At 64.2% G+C, this 18,764-nt stretch carries 16 protein-coding genes and 1 pseudogene; 6 read left to right on the top strand and 11 right to left on the bottom strand.

Annotated elements, in window-relative coordinates; genetic code table 11:
* Positions 1 to 8 precede the first annotated feature (8 nt).
* The 5 genes from DL237_RS01135 to mazG form a co-directional block, all read right to left on the bottom strand.
* A complete protein-coding gene (locus DL237_RS01135) occupies positions 9 to 1,439 on the bottom strand; it encodes a protein adenylyltransferase SelO (RefSeq protein WP_119397169.1) in 1,431 nt (476 codons plus the stop codon).
* A 54-nt stretch (positions 1,440 to 1,493) separates the two neighbouring features.
* Positions 1,494 to 1,946, bottom strand: coding sequence for a GNAT family N-acetyltransferase (locus DL237_RS01130; protein WP_119397168.1), 453 nt, complete (start codon positions 1,944 to 1,946; stop codon positions 1,494 to 1,496).
* Positions 1,943 to 2,881, bottom strand: a complete 939-nt coding sequence (locus DL237_RS01125) for a nucleoside hydrolase (protein WP_119397167.1) — start codon at positions 2,879 to 2,881, stop codon at positions 1,943 to 1,945. The genes DL237_RS01130 and DL237_RS01125 overlap by 4 nt, the downstream gene beginning before the upstream one ends.
* Positions 2,882 to 2,992: 111 nt before the next feature.
* A complete protein-coding gene (locus DL237_RS01120; protein ID WP_119397166.1) occupies positions 2,993 to 4,006 on the bottom strand; it encodes a Fe(3+) ABC transporter substrate-binding protein in 1,014 nt (337 codons plus the stop codon).
* A 62-nt stretch (positions 4,007 to 4,068) separates the two neighbouring features.
* The gene (gene mazG / locus DL237_RS01115) at positions 4,069 to 4,896 is read right to left on the bottom strand and encodes a nucleoside triphosphate pyrophosphohydrolase (protein ID WP_119397165.1); all 828 of its coding nucleotides are present in this window, start codon (positions 4,894 to 4,896) and stop codon (positions 4,069 to 4,071) included.
* A 63-nt stretch (positions 4,897 to 4,959) separates the two neighbouring features.
* Here mazG and DL237_RS01110 point away from each other — a divergent pair, with 63 nt between their 5' ends.
* The 3 genes from DL237_RS01110 to DL237_RS01100 all read left to right on the top strand — a co-directional run bounded on the left by DL237_RS01110 (position 4,960) and on the right by DL237_RS01100 (position 7,839).
* Positions 4,960 to 6,150: a M20 aminoacylase family protein gene (locus DL237_RS01110; RefSeq protein ID WP_119397164.1), complete on the top strand. Its 1,191-nt coding sequence runs from the start codon at positions 4,960 to 4,962 to the stop codon at positions 6,148 to 6,150.
* Between the two features lie 3 nt (positions 6,151 to 6,153).
* Positions 6,154 to 7,125: an agmatinase gene (speB, locus tag DL237_RS01105; RefSeq protein WP_119397163.1), complete on the top strand. Its 972-nt coding sequence runs from the start codon at positions 6,154 to 6,156 to the stop codon at positions 7,123 to 7,125.
* A 306-nt stretch (positions 7,126 to 7,431) separates the two neighbouring features.
* On the top strand, positions 7,432 to 7,839 hold the full coding sequence (locus DL237_RS01100) for a DUF1499 domain-containing protein (protein WP_119397162.1): 408 nt from the start codon (positions 7,432 to 7,434) through the stop codon (positions 7,837 to 7,839).
* Here DL237_RS01100 and DL237_RS21010 read toward each other — a convergent pair.
* Positions 7,823 to 8,230 (bottom strand): hypothetical protein, encoded by a 408-nt coding sequence (locus DL237_RS21010; RefSeq protein ID WP_321185924.1) that lies wholly within the window; start codon positions 8,228 to 8,230, stop codon positions 7,823 to 7,825. The genes DL237_RS01100 and DL237_RS21010 overlap by 17 nt on opposite strands.
* A 46-nt stretch (positions 8,231 to 8,276) precedes the next feature.
* Between DL237_RS21010 and prfA the strand changes: the two genes are divergently transcribed.
* The 3 genes and pseudogenes from prfA to DL237_RS21050 form a co-directional block, all read left to right on the top strand.
* Positions 8,277 to 9,326, top strand: coding sequence for a peptide chain release factor 1 (prfA, locus tag DL237_RS01090; protein WP_119397336.1), 1,050 nt, complete (start codon positions 8,277 to 8,279; stop codon positions 9,324 to 9,326).
* 11 nt (positions 9,327 to 9,337) lie between these two features.
* Positions 9,338 to 10,183: a peptide chain release factor N(5)-glutamine methyltransferase gene (prmC, locus tag DL237_RS01085; protein ID WP_119397161.1), complete on the top strand. Its 846-nt coding sequence runs from the start codon at positions 9,338 to 9,340 to the stop codon at positions 10,181 to 10,183.
* A gap of 247 nt (positions 10,184 to 10,430) precedes the next feature.
* Positions 10,431 to 10,808 (top strand): annotated as a pseudogene (locus DL237_RS21050) (DUF4167 domain-containing protein); the annotation flags it as partial.
* A gap of 828 nt (positions 10,809 to 11,636) precedes the next feature.
* Here DL237_RS21050 and rsmA read toward each other — a convergent pair.
* The 5 genes from rsmA to lptF all read right to left on the bottom strand — a co-directional run bounded on the left by rsmA (position 11,637) and on the right by lptF (position 18,566).
* Complete coding sequence (rsmA, locus tag DL237_RS01075; protein WP_119397159.1) at positions 11,637 to 12,479, bottom strand: 16S rRNA (adenine(1518)-N(6)/adenine(1519)-N(6))-dimethyltransferase RsmA; 843 nt, start codon at positions 12,477 to 12,479, stop codon at positions 11,637 to 11,639.
* Between the two features lie 3 nt (positions 12,480 to 12,482).
* The gene (locus DL237_RS01070) at positions 12,483 to 13,763 is read right to left on the bottom strand and encodes a peptidylprolyl isomerase (protein WP_321185925.1); all 1,281 of its coding nucleotides are present in this window, start codon (positions 13,761 to 13,763) and stop codon (positions 12,483 to 12,485) included.
* Between the two features lie 242 nt (positions 13,764 to 14,005).
* Positions 14,006 to 16,303 (bottom strand): LPS-assembly protein LptD, encoded by a 2,298-nt coding sequence (locus tag DL237_RS01065; RefSeq protein ID WP_119397158.1) that lies wholly within the window; start codon positions 16,301 to 16,303, stop codon positions 14,006 to 14,008.
* A complete protein-coding gene (gene lptG / locus DL237_RS01060; protein WP_119397157.1) occupies positions 16,303 to 17,418 on the bottom strand; it encodes an LPS export ABC transporter permease LptG in 1,116 nt (371 codons plus the stop codon). Before lptG ends, DL237_RS01065 begins: the two co-directional genes overlap by 1 nt.
* The gene (gene lptF, locus DL237_RS01055) at positions 17,415 to 18,566 is read right to left on the bottom strand and encodes an LPS export ABC transporter permease LptF (protein WP_199671896.1); all 1,152 of its coding nucleotides are present in this window, start codon (positions 18,564 to 18,566) and stop codon (positions 17,415 to 17,417) included. Before lptF ends, lptG begins: the two co-directional genes overlap by 4 nt.
* Positions 18,567 to 18,764: the final 198 nt, after the last annotated feature.

The raw sequence follows: 18,764 nt of genomic DNA, 5'->3' as shown, positions 1-18,764 counted from the left end.
GGGCGCTGTCAGGTGCCGCAGAATGTCGCGGTGATTTCTTCGTCGGGGCGCGGCGGGATGGCATATTCGGAATCGTCATCGGACAGGTCGAACGGCGTGGTCAGCACGCGCTGCAAATCCTGGAAAGGCTGCATATCGCCCGTCATTGCCGCGGCAAGGGTCTGCTCGACCCGGTGATTTCGGGCAATGACAGCCGGGTTCACGGCCCGCATCCGCAGATCCGGCGACTCTTCGCGTTCGATACGCTTGTGCCAGCGGTGGCTCCAGTCGTGCAGGGCTGAAGGCTCCACGAACAATGCCTCGGCATCTTTAGCATCGCCGGACGAAAGAGCGCGGAATGTGTTGGTGAAATCTGCCCCCTGATTTGCCATCAGGGCAAGCAGTTCGTCTATCAGTGGCCGGTCGTCCACGGTGGCGTTTGCCATCCCCAGCTTGGCACCAAAGCGCTGCAACCAGGCGGCATCTATCAGGGCAGGCATTTCGTGTACCGCCTGCGTGTATGCCTGAACGGCAGTCTCAGTGTCTTCCTCCAGCAAGAGCAGTGATGACGCCAGCTGTGCCATGTTCCAAGGAAGCACGTGACGCTGGTTGTCGTAGGCATAGCGTCCTTGCCGGTCGATCGAGGAGTAGACCGTCGCCGGGTGATAACCATCCATGAAGGCGCAGGGGCCATAGTCGATCGTTTCACCGGAAATCGTCGTGTTGTCCGTGTTCATCACGCCGTGGATGAAACCGATGGACATCCAATGCGCGACCAGCTGTGCCTGCGCGGCGATGACGGCCTTGAGAAACTCCAGCGGTGTGCTGACTTGGGGATAGTGCCGCTCTGTCGCAAAACCCAGCAATTGAGACGTGCGCGCGGCGTCGCGACGGGCGGCAAAGAATTCGAAGGAACCGACGCGCAGGTGCGAGGCAGCCACACGCGTCAGAACTGCGCCGGGCAGGGGCGTTTCCCGCAGGACATCATCGCCCGTTGCAACAGCCGCCAGGGAGCGGGTCGTCGGTACACCGAGTGTAAACATCGCTTCGGAGATCAGGTATTCCCGCAGCACCGGCCCCATGGCCGCCAGGCCGTCGCCGCCGCGCGAAAACGGCGTCCGCCCCGATCCCTTCAATTGCAGATCGCGCCGCTTGCCGTGCCGATCAACCACTTCGCCGATCAAGAGGGCACGTCCATCGCCCAGTTGCGGGGAAAAGCCGCCGAATTGATGGCCCGCGTAGGCCTGCGCCAGCGGATCGGCGCCCTCGGGCAGGGCATTGCCCGAAAACGTCTCGGCCAGGCTGGCCAAATCGCTGGTCGGCGCAATCCCCAGATCCTGCGCGAGCGGAGCGTTGAAGGCCAGCAGACGCGGGTTGGAGGCCGTACGCGGCTGCATGCGCGCAAAGAAGCCTTCGGGCAGCGCGGCGTAGGAATTGTCGAATGGGATGCTGGGTTTCATGGGTACCAATCTAAGGCGCCATGGGGCGACTTTCCATAGCTCTGGCACGCCGCTTCAAAAGCGCCGGGACATCAGCATGTAGTTGTCGCGCGCGCGGAACCCGCTGAGATGGTAGAGGCGGCGCGTCTTTTCATCTTCGCGTTTGACCTCGAGATGCAGCGCCGCCAAACCAGCCTGCGCCAAGGCACGCGGCAGCGACGACAGCACTTCGGTTCCGATCCCACGGCCACGCACACCCGGACGTATCCAGATTTGTTGCAGGCTGCCATCCAGGCCACCAAACTCCAACGACCACCCGAAGGACAACGCGGCGTAACCGATCGGCGCACGGTTCGGCCCGATGATGTAAATCGCCCCATGCGGGTCGCCTTCCAGCAACGGCAAGACGGACTCGCTCAGCGCTTCGGGGGTCAACATGGCGTAGCCCAGTTCTTCGTGACAGGCACGCACCATCGGCAGGAGCCGTTCCAGGTCTGCCGCATTCGCCAAATGCAATGAGGTGGTCATAGACGGGCAAGCCGCTCTGTCAGCAGGTCGAAAAAGCCATCCGCGTCGACGTCGCCCATGAACATCGCATTCGGGGTGCGGTCGGTCACCCCCCACCAGTCGGCCACGGTCATGCCCATCGTCAGTTCGGATTTGGTTTCGATCTCGACGTTGATATGGCGACCAGAAAACAGCTCGGGCTTGATCAGATAGGCGGTCACGCAGGGATCATGCAACGGGGCGCCATCTGTGCCATATTTCTCGGCATCGAAACGCTCGAAAAAATCAGTCATCTCGGCGACGGCGATGCCGACCTTTGTGCCCAATTCACGAAAGGGGGTACTGCGCGCACGTGTGACCAGCACCTTGTGCGTCACGTCGAGCGGCATCACAACGATGGGGACGCCGGATTTGAACACGATTTCAGCAGCCTGCGGATCGACATAAATGTTGAACTCGGCCGCCGGCGTTATATTGCCCACCTCAAAATACGCGCCACCCATCAGCACGATTTCCTGCACCTTTTCCACGATATCCGGCGCCCGTTCAAAGGCAGTCGCGATATTGGTCAGTGGCCCCAGAGGACACAGCGTGACCGTGCCCGCAGGTTCGCTGCGCAGTGTGTCGATGATGAAGTCGACGCCGTGCTGGTCCTGTAGCGGCATTTCGGGATCAGGCAGGACGGGGCCATTCAGCCCGGACTGACCATGCACATGTTCGGCGGTGACAAGAACCCGACCCATCGGTTTGTCACATCCCGCAAAGACCTTTACGTCCGTGCGGTCTGCCAGCTCACAGACGATCCGGGCATTCTTTTCGGTCAGCGACAGTGGCACGTTGCCAGCGACTGCAGTGATCCCGAGGACGTCGATCTCTTCCGGGCTGGCGAGCGCAAGGAGGATGGCCACGGCATCATCCTGTCCGGGGTCTGTGTCGATGATGATCTTGCGGGCCATGGGCACTCCTGTATCGAAATCGCGGCGAATGTGGCGTGCGCCCGTGGCAATGTCCATGGGGCGAGATGAGGCCGGCGGAAATCCCGCGTGATCAGCATGCTCGCCCCTGGATCAACCGTCGAAATCGACCTCTTCCATCAGGCGCAGCGCATCCGGACGCAGCTTGGCCAGATCGATCAGGTTGACATCATCCGGCGTGAAATCCCCCCAGCTTTTGACCAGCGGTGCAGGCTCTACACCCGGAACGATGGGGTATTCGTAGTTTGCGCTGGCATAGATCTGCTGCGCCTCGGGGGATACCAGGAATTCAACAAATTTGAGCGCGTTTTCCTTATGCGGTGCCGCTTTGGTCATCGCGATCCCAGAGATGTTCACGTGCGCCCCACCGTCTTTGAAGGTCGGAAAGATCGGGCGTACGGTTTCGGCCCATTCGCGCTCGGTCGGATCTGCCAGCATCTCTCCGAGGTAGTAGGTATTGCCGATGGCGATGTCGCACTCTCCCGCCCAGATCGCCTTGACTTGCGCGCGATCGTTGCCTTGCGGCTTGCGTGCCAGGTTGGATTTCAGCGCGGTCAGCCAATCTTTCGTCTCGGCCTCGTCATGGTGGTAAAGGTAGGCCGCCGTCAGGGCGATGTTGTAGGGATGCGTACCGGACCGGGTGCAAATGCGGCCCTGCCACTTGGGGTTTGCGAGGTCTTCGTAGGTCGTGACCTCGCCATCCGCGACACGCTCCTTGCTGGCATAGACGATCCGCGCGCGCGTGGTCAGACCCCACCAATGACCTTTCGGATCGTGAAATGCCTCGGGGACCTTTTCGCGCAGCACAGTGCTTTCGATCGGTTGCGTCACACCGGCCTCGACGATGGCCGAGAGCCGCGCAATATCGACCGTCAGCACCAGGTCCGCGGGCGACCGCGCGCCTTCCGCCTTCAACCGTTCGACCATGCCCTGATCCAGGAAGGCGACATTGACGTCGATCCCGGTTTCCTTCGTGAAGGCCTCGACCAGGGGGGCAATCAGCTCGGGCTGGCGATAGGAGTAGAGGTTGACGTCATCGGCAAGCACCGGTGCCGCGCCCAGGGCGAGCGGGGCAAGAAGGAGGGGTGTGAAACGGGTGGCGGGCATCGCAGTCTTCCTGTCGGCTTGAGGGGCAGCAGGCTGCCGAGGTGTCAGTTTAAGGCAGGTGGTTATCGTGCGGTTTTTTCGCGGATCTTTGCCTGATCCCACAGCGCATCGAGTTCGGCAAGGTTGCTTTCCTGCGGCGTTCTGCCCTGCGCTGCAAGAGCATCCTCCACCGCATTGAAACGGCGGGTAAATTTTGCGTTCGCATCGCGCAGTGCCTGTTCCGGGTCCAGTTCGAGGTGACGCCCCAGGTTGGCCATGACGAACAACAGGTCGCCATATTCTTCCTCGACCTCGGCCTGTGTCAACTCGTTGCGCGCCTCGACCAGCTCGGCCGTTTCCTCGGCAATCTTGTCCAGCACGTTGGCGGCATCGGGCCAGTCGAAGCCGACGCGGGCCGCGCGATTTTGCAACTTTACCGCGCGCATCAATGCGGGAAGGCCCATGGCGACACCATCGAGCACCCGCGTGTCCTGACTGTTCGCGCGCTCGGCCGCCTTGATCTGTTCCCAGTCAACGGTCTGCTGTTCGGCACTCTTGTCACGATTCTCGCCCGCAAAGATGTGCGGATGCCGCGAGATCATCTTTTGCGCAACCCGTTCTGCAACGCTGTCGAATGTGAAAATGTCTTTCTCTTCCGCCATTTGCGCGTGGAAAACGACCTGAAGCAACAGATCGCCCAATTCGCCTTCCAACTCTCCCATCTGATCGCGCTCAATGGCGTCCGCGACCTCGTAGGCCTCTTCGATGGTATAAGGCGCGATGGAGGCAAAATCCTGTTCGATATCCCAAGGGCAGCCGGTGTCGGGATCGCGCAACCGGCGCATGATCTGCAACAGGCGCGGCAGGCCCGCGGGAACGTCATGGATCGGATCTTGGCGCGTCTCAGGCATTGCAGCCCCTCTCGGTTTCAGCTTTTCTGCACCCTGACGGCAGCATGACAAGGAGTCCAGCCGATGCCCGTGGTGAACCGAATAGCAGGCCTGGCCTCTGAAATGGAGGGGTGGCGCAAACACATCCACGCCAATCCCGAACTGGGGTTCGAATGCCACGAAACCGCGCGTTTCGTGGTGGCACGCCTGCGTGAATTCGGCGTGGACGAGATACACGAGGGAATCGCGAAGACCGGCATCGTCGCCATCGTGAACGGGCAGGGCACCGGCCCCACCATCGGTCTGCGGGCCGACATGGACGCCCTGCCGATGCAGGAGGAAACGGGGGCGGATTATGCGTCAGATGTGCCGGGGCGAATGCACGCCTGCGGACATGATGGCCATACCTCGATGTTGCTGGGGGCGGCCAAGTACCTTGCAGAGACACGAAAATTTTCCGGGCGCGTGGCGCTGATCTTTCAACCGGCAGAGGAAGACGGCGGCGGTGGCGGGCGGATGGTCGAGGCAGGTATCATGGACCGTTTCGACATTGCCCAGGTCTATGCGCTGCACAATGCGCCGGGGCTGCCCGAGGGGGCGTTCATGACCACGCCCGGTCCGATCATGGCGGCGGTCGACACGCTGCATATCCACATCAAGGGGGTCGGCGGGCACGCCGCCACACCACAGGAAACCCGCGATCCGATACCGGCGGTGATCGGCATGGTCACGGCGATACAGAACATCATCACGCGCAATCATAACCCCTTGGACGATCTGGTTATTTCCATAACCCAGATCCATACGGGGAGCGCTGAAAACGTCGTGCCCGAAACCGCCTATGTCAACGGCACCATCCGCACCTATGACCCGAAGGTGCAAGACATGGTTGAGCGGCGCCTGCACGAGATCGTGAAGGGGCAGGCAGCTGCCTATGGCGTCGAGGCGGAGCTGATCTATGAACGATGGTATCCCGCCACGGTCAACAACGCCGAGAAAGCTGCCTTTGCCGCTGATATTGCTCGGGAAATTTCGGGGCCGGACATGGTGCTGTGGGATCAGGGAAGAGAGATGGGGGCCGAGGATTTCTCGTTCATGCTGAACGCCAGACCGGGTGCCTTTCTGTTCATCGGACAGGGGGAAACGGCCGCTGTGCACCAGACCACCTATGATTTCAATGACCGGATCGCGCCAATCGGGGCCAGCTTTTTCGCACGGCTGGTCGAAACCGCGCTGCCGTATGAGCAGCATTCACGCTTGGCGGAGGAGGCCTGATCAATGGCGCTGGAAGATGCAAAAAACCAAGTCGATCAGGCTTTTACACGGGACAGCTCACGCGGCGCGAGCTTTGAGAATGCCTTTGGCGGCGCAACCAGTTTCCTGCGCCGCCGCTATACCAAGGACCTCGGCGGGTTCGACCTGGCGGTGACGGGGATTCCCTTCGACCAGGCGGTGACCAATCGCCCGGGAACGCGCCTCGGACCGCGCGCGATCCGCGAGGCATCGACCCTGCAACCCTATGATCCGCCTTATGGTTGGGGGTTCGATCCGCTGGGGGAATTTGCCATCGCGGATTACGGCGATCTGGCCTTTGATTATGCCCGGGTCGCGGAGTTTCCCGACACCCTGACCGCGCATATCAGGGGCATCCTGACACAGGGCGCGGGCAGTGTCGCACTGGGCGGCGATCACTATATTTCCTTTCCGATTCTAAAGGCTTACGCCGAGAAGTTCGGGCCGATGTCGTTGATCCATTTCGATGCCCATTCCGACACCTGGCAAGATGACGACATGGGGCGGATCGACCATGGCACGATGTTCTACAAGGCGATCAAGCTGGGGCTGATCGACCCGGCGACCAGCGTGCAGGTGGGGATCCGGACGGTGAACGACAATGCCTGGGGAATGAACATCATAGACGCCCCGGAAGTGCATGAAATCGGGGCAAAAAAGACCGCCGAACGTATTCGCGAGATTGTCGGGGACAGGCCGTGTTACCTGAGTTTCGACATTGATTGCCTGGACCCGGCCTTTGCGCCCGGCACCGGCACACCGGTCTGGGGCGGGTTGTCGAGCGCGCAGGCCGCGGCGATCCTGCGCGGAATTGCTGGCGTCAACCTGCAAGGGGGCGATATCGTTGAGGTTTCTCCGCCGTTCGACACCACTGGCGCGACAGCCATCGCCGGGGCACACGTGGCGATGGAGATCATCGCGTTGTGGTGCTGGACCCGGCGGAACGCGGCAGGTTAACGCCCGGAAAAGCGACCGCACGGCGTGTCGGTGCGCCTGCGGTGCTGTTTTGGCGAATTCTGCACGTTAACTGAGGAAATCGCGAAATCGCAACGTCGGTATCTGAACGGTATCCGAGCGGTAACTGAACGGTACTTTGCGCCGGTGTCGCGCCTCCGCAGGTAAAGGTTAACGGGGCGACCGGCGCAGCGGCCCAAGGTCCAGCCAAGGCGCCCCTGGCGGCGTCCTGCCTTGCGGGACCCGCGCTATGGCTGGCGAGTGGCGATGCGGCGTGGCAGAATGGGACGACCTTTGAAGGGGAACGCCATGCGATACGTTTGGATTGCGATGGTCGCGCTTGGGCTTGCGGTGGTGGGACTGGCGCTGTGGGTGCGGTTGGCCCCGACGGATGCCGTGGCATGGCACCGGATGCCAGACGCGGGGCACCGGGGCGAGATGGTTCGGATCGACACCGGCGCCGACGGGTTGGCGAGACTGCGTGACATCGCGCAGGCGACGCCGCGCACCCGCCCCCTGGCCGGCAGCGTCGAGAGCGGCATGATGACCTGGGTGACACGTAGCAGGCTGATGGGGTTTCCCGACTACACCACGGCGCGTCAGGACGGAGAGACGCTGTTGATATGGGCGCGCCAGCGCTATGGCACCGATGATTTCGGGGTCAACGCGGCGCGGCTAGACCACTGGCGCGAGGCCCTTGTCAGTGAGACCCAGTGAGATTTGGGGATGTCGTGAGATCTGCGACCAGGGAGGGCATGACCCGGTGGGCAGAGGCGTGACCTGGCCAGGGGGCCGCCATGGGGGAGGACGTGGGTGACGATTTGGGCGGCGATGGAGGAGCGGCCCGCGACGTCAGGCACCCCACGGCCAGCTCTCTCCACATCGGGACGTTGAGCGACATCTGGCACTGCGCGGTGAACAGGCGGCCCCCGACCTCCATGCACAGAACCTCTCCCAGTTCGATCCGGGCCCCGGTCTTGTCGGTGCAATAGCAGTCCTGCGGCTTTCGGGCGGTGCCGGTATCGGCCATGGCGGAACCGGCGGCGAATGCCACCAGAAACGGCAGGCAGGGCACGGCATGAAACGGGCGCATGAACCAGTATAGCATGGGCGGGGCCTTGACCAAAGCCCGTCGATCATGGACAGGTCGCGCCATGATTTCGGAAGACAGGCTAGCCCTCATCACGGGCCGATATGAATATCTGGAAGCGAAGATGTCGGCGGGCGGCGGGGATTTCGCCGCGCTGGCACGGGAATACGCCGAGCTGAAGCCGGTGGTCGAAGCCGTGCGCGCCTATCAGGGGCTGATCGCGGACCTGCGCGAGGCCGAGGCGATGCTGTCGGACCCGGAGATGAAGGCGCTGGCCGAGGAAGAGGTCAGCGGGCTGCGCGCACGCCTGCCCACGCTGGAACACGAGGTGCAACTGGCGCTGTTGCCGCGTGACGCCGCAGATTCGCGCCCGGCGATGATCGAGATTCGCCCCGGCACGGGCGGGGATGAGGCGGCGTTGTTCGCGGGCGACCTGCTGCGCATGTACCAACGTTACTGCGAGGCGCGCGGCTGGACCTTCGATATCGTCGAGCAGCAGATGACCGAGCTGGGCGGCATCAAGGAGCTGACGGCGGCGATCCGGGGCAGCAACGTCTTTGCCCGGTTGAAGTTCGAGAGCGGCGTGCACCGCGTTCAGCGGGTGCCCAGCACCGAGAGTGGCGGGCGCATCCATACCTCGGCGGCGACGGTGGCGGTGCTGCCCGAGGCCGAGGAGGTCGACATCAAGATCGACCCGAACGATATCCGCATCGATACCATGCGGGCGTCGGGCGCGGGCGGGCAGCACGTCAACACCACCGATTCGGCGGTGCGGATCACCCATGTTCCCAGCGGCATTGTCGTGACGTCATCGGAAAAGAGCCAGCACCAGAACCGGGCGATTGCCATGCAGGTCCTGCGCAACCGCCTGTTCGACATGGAGCGGCAGAAGGCGGATGACGCGCGGTCAGCCGATCGCAAGGCGCAGGTGGGCAGCGGCGACCGTTCAGAGCGGATCCGGACGTATAATTTCCCGCAGGGGCGGATGACGGACCATCGGATCAACCTGACGCTGTACAAGCTGGATCAGGTCATGCAGGGCGATCTGGACGAGGTGATCGATGCGCTGATCGCGGATCATCAGGCGATGCTGCTGGCCGAGGCGACGGGGTGACGCCGACGGGGATGAAGCCGACGGGGGTGGCCCTGCGCGACGCGGCGGCGCAGTTGCGCGCCGCCGGGATCGACGATGCGATGCGTGATGCGCGGCGCCTGCTGGCGCATGTGCTGGGCATCGCCCCCGAGCGGCTGGTGGTCGATATGCCGCAGCAGCTGGAGCCGACGGCGGATGCGGCCCTTGCCGCCGCCGTTGCGCGCCGTGCCGCGAGCGAACCGCTGTCCCACATCACGGGGACGCGTCTGTTCTATGGCCGCAGCTTTCACGTCAGCGCCGCGGTGCTGGACCCGCGCCCCGAAACCGAGACCCTGATTGAACTGGCGGTACGTGAGGGGTTTCGCGACGTGCTGGACCTTGGATCAGGATCGGGTTGTATCCTGCTGACATTGCTTGCGGAATGCGCCGATGCAACCGGGGTTGGGGTGGATGTGTCCGACGCCGCACTGGCGGTCGCCGCAGAAAATGCCGCCGCCCTTGGCCTCGATCGGCGGGCCCGGTTCCTGGTGTCGGACTGGTACGGCGCGGTGGCGGGGCAGTTCGACCTGATCGTGTCGAATCCCCCCTATATCTCGGAGGCGGAGATGGCCCAGCTGTCGCCCGAGGTGCTGCATGAGCCACGCCTGGCGCTGACGCCCGGGGGCGATGGTCTGGCACCTTATCACGTGATCGCGGCGGGCGCGGGGGCGCATCTGCGGCCCGGTGGGCGGCTGCTGGTCGAGATCGGCTGGCGGCAGGGCGCCGATGTCTGTGCCATTCTGGCCGGCGCGGACCTTGAAGACGTGCGCCTGCACCCCGATATCAATGGCAAGGACAGGGTTGTCAGTGCCCGGTGGGGTGCCGCGCCGCCGAAGTGAGAGTCGGACATGGATATCCGAAAGAATCTTCGGGAAATGCCGGTAATCTGCTTAAAACTGTCACTTACCTCTTGTCTTTCGCACGTTGGCATGGTTAGTCCAATGTATCCGGGACGCGGAAGCTCGTCGTTTAGCGCTCCCCTCGGATACCAAGCCAGACAAGAGCCGACACCCCCGCTTACGACGCAATGAGGCGCCGCAGGGGCGAATAGGCAGCTTAAGAGAACAAGGCTGGACAGCAGACCTTATGAGATCTTCTAAATCACGCTCGCGGAGCAAGTCCCGCAGCCGGTCCGTCGGCAATATCACCAACCGCGTCTTCGATTCGTCGGGGCCGGAGGGCAAGGTGCGCGGCACGCCGCAGCAAATCATCGACAAGTACAACCAGCTGGCGCGCGATGCGCAGCTGTCCGGTGACCGTGTTGCAACCGAGAATTTCCAGCAGCACGCGGAGCACTATCTGCGGATGCTGGCAGAGGCGCAGCGCGAGCAGGACCAGCAGCGCCGCGACCAGCAGCAGGACCAGGACAACCGTCAGCGCCAGAACAACGACCGCGACCGTCAAAATGGTAACGGGAACGGGAACGGGAATGGGAACGGGAATGGCAACCACCGCCAGGACCGCGACGGCAATGGTCATTCGGGCCAAGGTAACTCGGGCCAAAATAGCTCGGGCCAGAACAACTCGGGCCAGAATAACGGCAACAACGGCAACGGTCCGTCGGGCCAGCAGGGTGACGACGCGGGCCAGGGACGTGAGTCTCAGGGGCGCGACCAGCAGGGCCGTGACCAGCAGGGCCGGGACACCCAGGGGCGCGACCAGCAGGGCCGTGACAGCCGGGGCGACGGCAATGGCCGTCATGACAACCGCGGCGACGGCAATCGTCAGGATGGCAACACCCAGCAGGACGCGCAGCAGGATCGTGCGGTGGACGCGCCCGACGGCGGTGCGGCCTCTGCTTCGGACAAGCCGAACCGGTCGCGCGCCAATCGCAAGCCTGCCGGCGAGGGTGCCGCACCTGCAAAGACACCGCGTCGGACACGCGCCCGCAATACCGTGCAGGACGATGTGATCGACACCTCGGAAGAGAGCGAGTCGATGTTGGTCGAAACGCCCGAAAACAGCGAAAAACCCGCACCGCGCAAACGCGCCCCGCGGGCCAAGAAAGCCGCGGAGCCGGCGGCGCAGGAGCCTGCCTCGTCCGAGGATCAGGGCACCGGCGCGACCGATGCGACCGACGGAAACAAGACTGCCGCCGAATAAACGCGGCGCAGGCTGGATTTACGCAAAAGGCGGTCCCTCTGAGGGGGCCGCCTTTTGTTTTGCCTGCGAGAGAGAGAGGGCCGGCTGCGGAGCAGGGCCCGGGGGGGACCGTGACGTGACGCCGGTGGCAAGCCGCGCAAGACGCGGCGTCGGGCAGGGAGGACGGGCACGGGGCCGCGCGAGGGCGGCTCAGCTGGCCTTGATGTTGCGGGCCAGGGCGCAGAACTGTTCCAGCCCGACGGTTTCGGCCCGGTCGGTCGGCTGGATGCCAGAGGCGAGCAGCCGGTCCTCCAGATCCGGGACCAACCCCTTGAGCGCCGCGCGCAGCATCTTGCGACGCTGGTTGAAGGCACGGGCGACCACGCGTTCCAGCACCTTGGGATCGGCGGGATAGCGGGGTTCGGGCAGCGCGGTCAGATGAACCACGGCAGAGGAGACCTTGGGCGGCGGGGTGAATGCCTCGGGGGGGAGCGAGATGGCAATGCGCGCCTCGGCCCGCCACGAGACCAGCAGTGCCAGGCGCCCGTAGGCCTTGGACCCGGGGGTGGCGACGATACGTTCCGCCACCTCGCGCTGGAACATCAGGGTCAGGCTGTCCCAGAAGGGCGGCCATTCGGGCGGTGTCAGCCAGCGCACCAGAAGTTCGGTGCCGACGTTGTAGGGCAGGTTCGAGGCAATGCGGATCGGCGGCGTCAGATAGGCAAGAGGGTCGATTTCCAGCGCATCACCTTCGATCACCTGAAGGCGGCCGGGATAGTGATCGGCGATTTCGGCCAGCGCGGGCAGGCAGCGGCGATCCTTTTCGATGGCAAGAACACGGCGCGCGCCTTCGGCCAGCAACCCGCGCGTCAGGCCACCGGGGCCGGGGCCGACCTCAAGCACGTCGCAGCCTGACAGATCGCCCGCCTGGCGCGCGATCTTGGCCGTCAGGTTGAGGTCGAGCAGAAAGTTCTGACCCAGCGATTTGCGGGCGGACAGACCATGCGTGTTGATCACGTCGCGCAGCGGCGGCAGGCCGTCGATGGTGGCCATCGGTTATTCGACGATGCGCGCTTCGGCGCGCAACTGGGCAAGGTAGCCATCGGCGTAGGAGGCGAGGCGGCGGTTTTGCAACTGGGTGACGATCTGGGCGCGGTTGACCTCGCCGTTCTCGGTTGCCGGGGCATTGGCGGGGGTGCGCCCGCACAGCATCAGCAGTTCCAGCGTTTGACCGTTGTTTGCGGTCAGGTTGGTCGACGCTTCGTTTTCGTCCAGCTTGGCCAGTTCCATCGCGACGTCCTGCGGGATTTCACCGGGCGCCCTGGTTTCGCGCGTCAGCACCTGCGGCGGCTGACCCTTTGCGGTGCCGTAGAGATCGTCGCAGGTGTCGATCTGATCGGTGATCGCCTTTGCGCGGCCAAGCGCCTCGGCGGTGCGGCCGCCGTCGATGTGGTAGATGGCATAGTCGATGGCCGAGTAGGTGACCTTTGGCGCGGCGGTTTCCTGCATCCCGCGCAGCTGGAACAGCGCCAGCGCGCCATCGACGGGCAGGGGTTGGGTGACCTGGCCGGTCGACAGGCCCAGCAGGACCGATTGCAGCGCGGGCGGCAGGCTGGTGATGTTCATCCAGTCGACGCGACCGCCGTTCTGGCGGGTCGAGGCGGCCGAATATTTCGAGGCGGCGGCGGAAAACTCGGAGATCGAGCGGATCTGGCTGAGCTGATTGGCCAGCGCCTCGGCCTGGGCGGGGTTCTGGCCGGTGGGGATGAAAATTTCGGAGATCAGCACGCGCACGCCCCCGACGCTGCCCTGGCTGGCAATGGCGCGGTCGACGTCCTGTTCGGAAATCTCGACCTTGGAGCCGAAGCGCCCCCGGATCAGGGTCCGCCAGGCGACGCCGGCGGTAATGAAATCGCGGAAGGTCTGGCGGGACACGCCGTCGCTTGCCAACGCGGCGATAAACGCATCGGGTTCCATGTTGGCACGCCCGGCAAATTCCGCGATGCCGTCGGTGATCGCGGTTTCGTCCGGCTTGACCCCGAACTGTTCGGTGGCACCAAGTTTCAGGCGGTCCTCGATCAGCTGATCGCGGGCCAGGCTGCGCGGATCACCGGGGGCGTTCAACAGTTGCAGCAGGCGGATGCGCTGGTCGATTTCGTACTGGGTGATGACCTTGTCGTTGACGCGGATCACCGGCGCAAAGCTTTGCGCGGCGGCGGGCCCGGTGGTGGCGGTCAGCGCGGTCAGGCCGACAAGCAGCGCCGTGGTCATGCCATGCAGCCATTGGCGGCCGGTGGAGTGCGCAGGGCGGATAATCGGGCGGTGTGTCATTGTCATCTCTGCCTGTCTTCGATCTTGCCTGTCGGTCGGCGGGGTGCCGGGCGACGCGGGCTGTGGGGTCTGGACGCGCCCCCTGGGGCCAGTGTCGGCGGTGTGTCTGTGGGTCTTTTGCCTGTGGGTCTTGCGGTCATGTCCCTTGGCCGGCGTGCCCGCGATGCGGGGGGCGTCGTGGCCGGTTCGCAGGATGGCCGAAGCTGTGTTTCGCGGCCTTTCTATATCGTTTTGCGGCCCGGTCTCAATCAGTTCCTGCACTGGCCCTGCACCGGACCGCCGGCAGTCCCGGCGGAAAAGCCGCGCAGGCCGATGGTGAAGGCGAAGGCGGTGGACGGTGTGACCACGGTGGAGGAGGCAAAACTGCGGCTGAGCGAGAATGCGACGTCGACGCATTCGTTTACATAGGTGATCCCGAGGCCCGCCGACGCGGGGGAATCCGCGGCGACATCATAGCGGATATTCGCCGATGCGCCCCAGTTCGGGGTGACCTGGTAGGCCCCGCCGAGCGCCCATTCCGACAGGACGTCGGGGCGTTTTTCCACCGTATCGGGACCCAGCCAGATATAGGACGCGCCGATCGAGGCCTTGGCAAAGGACCACGAGGCGCGCCCTTCGGCCTTGTTTGCCTGCAATTCGGTGTCGAACAGGCCGCGCGCGGTGATCGACAGGCCGCCGGGCGTCTTGACCTGGCCGCCGATCAGAAAATCCGAGAACGTCTCTTGCAGGCCGGAGGAGCGGGTCATCGCGGAATCGGGGTGTTCCTGCACGACCTGCCCCAGAACCAGCTGGCTTTGCCATCCCGCGGGGGTAAAGCGGCTCCATTGCAGGCCATAGGCGCCGCGCCAGCCGCGTTCGCGCCGGTCGGGGGCGGCAAAGCGTGTCAGGCCCAGCAGGTTGCCTTCGTCCAGTTCGGGGCGCGTGGATTCGTCGTTGGCGATATCCAGCGCATGACCACCCGACCAGGCGATCTGGGCGACGGGTTCAAGGATATGCGTGGCGCCCGAGGCGGCGACCTTTTGCAGCGGCCAGCGCAGGGTGACGGCGCCGGTCGGGGTGACGCCGGTTTCGCTTTCGGGCAGGGATATGTCCTGGCTGGTGCGGAAGCTGTCGATGGCGATGCCGCCCAGAACCTCGGCGCGTACCCCCATCGGCAGGGTCCAGGTGCGCAGCCAGTCGGCGGTCGTGGTCAGCCGCGTGACGTCACGCCCGTCGGTGATCGTGTCCGCGTCGGTGCCGTCAAAGTCCTGATCGGAGGATCGGAAATGCCCGTGCAGATCGAAACCAAGGCGAACCTCGCCGCCCAGAGAGGTGGGAAACAACCTTTTTTCATAATCTGCATCCCCGATGATCGACGGGATGGTGGCGTTGTCCTCGGTCGTGCGCATGGAGTGGTAGAAGGTCAGCGCCGTGTGAATCCATTCGTCACGACTGGCCCGCTGGATCGCCACCTCGCTATCAAGGCGGTCCTTGTCGGAATAGTCGTAGTCGGTGAGATAGGAATCGTCGCCAACGGCCTCGATGTTGAACTTGAGTTCGAAATCGCGCGGCAGGTAGAACTTGCCCGCGGCCTCGAGATAGCCGCGCATCGGCCCCGGGCTGAGCGTATCCTTGGACAGCGCCCCGTTGATGGAGAGGGCCCCATTGGAAAAGGCCTGGCGATAGCGGTATTCCAGCGTCTTTGTCTTGGACGACACATAGGGCGTCAGTGTCAGGTCGCGCTGGTCGTCGATGCTGATGAAATAGGGCAGTTTCAGCCCGGTTTCGAGCAGCGAATTGCGCTTGATCGAGGGCAGCAGAAAGCCGGTCGCGCGCCGTTGCGAGGGGTCGGGCAGGCGCAGGTGCGGCAGGTAGAACACCGGTAGGCCCAGCACCTCGATGATGGCATTGTCGAAGTAGAGCTGACGTTCGACGGTATCGTGCACGACACGGCTGGCGCGGATCTGCCAGAGCGGAGACTTGCCATCCTGGCAGACGTGACAGGAGGAGACGGTGGTCTTGTAGAGCTGGGAATAGCGCCCCTCGACCCGCGACAGTTGCGTGGCGGCGATCTGCACCTGCTGGTCCAGCATCATGCGCGCGCCGTTCAACAGTCCGTTGCGCATGTCGCGGTCCAGTTCCCCAGAATCCGCGAGGACGATCGTGTTGACGGGGCCGTCGGGGGTGGCGGATTCCTCGGTCAGGGTGATCGGGCCTTCGAGGGTCAGGTGGTCGGTGTCCTGATCGTAGACGACGCGGCTGGCGCGCAGGCGCGAGGTGCCTTGCAGGACCTCCACGTTGCCCTCGGCAATGATACGTTCTCGTCCGTCCAGAAAGACGCGGTCGGCGATCAGCACGGCGTCATTGGCGGTCTCGCTCTGATCGGCCGTCTGGCCGGCGGTCTGGGCCTGTACCGTCAGGGGCACAATGGCGGTGCCGGACAGCAGCGCCGCGCCGAGGGCCGTAGCGCAGGCCAGCCGACGCAGGCCGCGGCGCGGCCGGGCCGTGCGCAGGGCCGTGCGCAGGGCGGGAACATGAGCGGGGGACGTGGGGCGGGGGGTCGGCATCAGCCGTCCTCCATCTGTAACAGGATACCAATTGCAAGCAGGACGGACGCCACCGGCGGGGCCCATGCGGCCAGGAGCACGGGAATCTGACCGTTCTCTCCCAGCACCTGCGCGAAGTTGCGGATGTAATAAAGCGTGAATCCAAGCAGGATCGTTGCGGTGACGGCCTCGCCCGTCTTGCCGAAGCGGGCGGGGCGCATGGTGAAGGCCGAGGCGATCAGCACCATTGCAACAAGGAACAGCGGGCGGGCAAGCTCCATCTGGAACCAGACGGAATGGCGGCGGGCCGAGAACCCGGCCTGTTCAAGCTGGGCGATATAGGCGGGCAGATCCCAGATCGCGATGGCGGAGGGTTCGCCGAAACTGTCGCGAATGCGTTCCTCGGTCAGGGCCGAGGGCAGTTCGTAGGTGCTCATCTGCTGCGCGCCTGCCTCGGAATTGACGCCGTTTTCCAGCGGCCACACCTTGACCTTTTCCAGCGCCCAGGCGCCCCGGATCAGTTGCGCCTTGGCGGCTTCGATGCGGCGGACGGGGCCACCGCCCGCACCATCGGGGGATTGCGGCGCATAGGTGAGCATCGTGACGTCGTAGAGCTCCGTCGCCTGCGGGTTGGCCCGCGCGGCGCGGATCACGGTCTGCCCATCGGTGCCGCCCTGGCGCAGCCACAGCCCCTCGGCCGAGAGCGACAGCGTATCGGCGCCACCGCTGCGGTACTGTTCGTAGAGGTCGGTATAGCGGGTGCTGGTGCTGGCGACGATCGGGTTCAGCACCGCCACGGTCAACACGCCGATCAGGAAGGCGACGATCAGCGGCGACACCAGCGTATGCAGCGCCGAGCGCCCCGCCGCCCGCACCACGACCAGTTCGGATGTGCGCCCCAAGGTCAGGAAAAGCGTCAGCGTGGCCAGGATCATGATCAGCGGAAGGATGTCGTACAACCCCTTGGGAATGTTCAGCAACACCAGCTCCAGCACGCGACCGAGGCTGACGTCGACATTGGCCAGCTTGCGCATCTGTTCGACCAGGTCGATCATGCCCGTCAACAGGAAGAACACCGCGAAGATGCCGAAGAAGACGCGCAGGAACCGGCGGGCAAAGTACAGGTGCAGGATCATGCGGGCGACCCGGTCATTTGCGCCTGGCCGCGGGGGCGCCGCGGCCGGGCGGCCCACCACAACAGCAGGCAGGATATGGCCAGCCCCAGCAGCACCGGCAGGTACAGGATGGGCCAGAGCGTGGCATCCTTGCGCACCGGGCCGGTGACCACGCCCTCGGCAAATTTCACGATGACCAGCAGCAGGATCGCAAAGACGATCTGCTTCCACACGCCGAAACGGCTGAAACCGCCGATCTGCAACGCGGCAAAGCCGATCAGGGCGGCAACGATGCAGACCAGTGCCTGGGTGACGCGGCCATGGGCCTCCTGCACGATGCGGCCGATCTGGTCGCCGGTCAGGTCCGCGACCTGTTGGGGCCGGGTCATCATCTGCCAGGTCGGCGCGGTGCGCAGCGAAATCCCGAGGTAATCCGAGGCATTGACCAGGCCCGCGATATCATAGGAGAAATCCTGGAAATGGGTGGTGAAGAGCTTGCCCGTCTCGGCATGAAAATCCTGGGCCAGCCCGTCGACCATGACCATCTTCGGCTCCGGCACGCCTTCGGGGTCGTCATTGGCGTTGATGATATAGGCGCGCGCGGCGGTATAGGTCTGCGGCTCGCCCGGAGTGCGGCGGTCCGACAGGAACACGTCGCGCAGGGTGCCATCCTCGTCGATCTCGCGGATATAGAAGGTCACACCGGCCGAGGGGTGCAGAAAGCTGCCCTCGCTCAGCAGGCGGGCGGTGACGTTCTGCGAAATCTCGTGGTTGCGGCGCTGGATCTGCTGCTGGCTGGCCGGCACCAGGAAATTGGTCATGACGGTCATCAGCACGGCTGTGATCAGCCCGAAGATCAGGGCCGGACGGGCCAGGCGCCAGGGCGAGAACCCGGTGGCCTGCATGACCACCAGTTCGCTGTCACCCGACAGGCGGTTGGTCACGTAGACGGCCGCGGCAAACACCGACATCGGCAGGGTGTTGCGGATCACGTTGGGCAGTGTCAGCGCGGTATATTCCAGAAAGACCCAGCTGGACTGATTTTCAGATATCAGCTGATCGAACAGGCGCACGGCGCTGTTGATCCAGTAGATCGCAACCAGGACGAGCGCGAAAAAGGCGAACAGCGTCATCAGTTGCGACAGCAGGTATCTGTCGAATCGCGGCACGCATATCCCCCGAGTGCAGTTATTTCGTTTCCGGCCCGTATCGGGCCTGCCATGCACCCCGGCAGGCGGTGCAGCTCACTCTAGCGGGTTTGGGGAGGGGGGAAAACTGCAATCTGGTCAATGCGGGGCCAAGGCGGTAGCCTCCCGCTCAAACAGCGCAGGCCGGGCCGCTTCGGGCCCGACACGCCCGCGCCGCAG

Origin of the sequence: Pseudooceanicola sediminis, from assembly GCF_003575965.1 — a bacterium.
GTDB lineage: Bacteria > Pseudomonadota > Alphaproteobacteria > Rhodobacterales > Rhodobacteraceae > Pseudooceanicola > Pseudooceanicola sediminis.
The sequence above is the reverse complement of the archived record's forward strand: the minus strand, read 5'-3'. Positions and strand labels throughout refer to the sequence as shown.

Coding starts and splice junctions, on each gene's coding strand:
- DL237_RS01135 (WP_119397169.1), bottom strand. CDS start 1,439: ATGAAACCCAGCATCCCATTCGACAATTCCTACGCCGCGCTGCCCGAA.
- DL237_RS01130 (WP_119397168.1), bottom strand. CDS start 1,946: ATGACCACCTCATTGCATTTGGCGAATGCGGCAGACCTGGAACGGCTC.
- DL237_RS01125 (WP_119397167.1), bottom strand. CDS start 2,881: ATGGCCCGCAAGATCATCATCGACACAGACCCCGGACAGGATGATGCC.
- DL237_RS01120 (WP_119397166.1), bottom strand. CDS start 4,006: ATGCCCGCCACCCGTTTCACACCCCTCCTTCTTGCCCCGCTCGCCCTG.
- mazG (WP_119397165.1), bottom strand. CDS start 4,896: ATGCCTGAGACGCGCCAAGATCCGATCCATGACGTTCCCGCGGGCCTG.
- DL237_RS01110 (WP_119397164.1), top strand. CDS start 4,960: ATGCCCGTGGTGAACCGAATAGCAGGCCTGGCCTCTGAAATGGAGGGG.
- speB (WP_119397163.1), top strand. CDS start 6,154: ATGGCGCTGGAAGATGCAAAAAACCAAGTCGATCAGGCTTTTACACGG.
- DL237_RS01100 (WP_119397162.1), top strand. CDS start 7,432: ATGCGATACGTTTGGATTGCGATGGTCGCGCTTGGGCTTGCGGTGGTG.
- DL237_RS21010 (WP_321185924.1), bottom strand. CDS start 8,230: ATGCTATACTGGTTCATGCGCCCGTTTCATGCCGTGCCCTGCCTGCCG.
- prfA (WP_119397336.1), top strand. CDS start 8,277: ATGATTTCGGAAGACAGGCTAGCCCTCATCACGGGCCGATATGAATAT.
- prmC (WP_119397161.1), top strand. CDS start 9,338: ATGAAGCCGACGGGGGTGGCCCTGCGCGACGCGGCGGCGCAGTTGCGC.
- rsmA (WP_119397159.1), bottom strand. CDS start 12,479: ATGGCCACCATCGACGGCCTGCCGCCGCTGCGCGACGTGATCAACACG.
- DL237_RS01070 (WP_321185925.1), bottom strand. CDS start 13,763: ATGACAATGACACACCGCCCGATTATCCGCCCTGCGCACTCCACCGGC.
- DL237_RS01065 (WP_119397158.1), bottom strand. CDS start 16,303: ATGCCGACCCCCCGCCCCACGTCCCCCGCTCATGTTCCCGCCCTGCGC.
- lptG (WP_119397157.1), bottom strand. CDS start 17,418: ATGATCCTGCACCTGTACTTTGCCCGCCGGTTCCTGCGCGTCTTCTTC.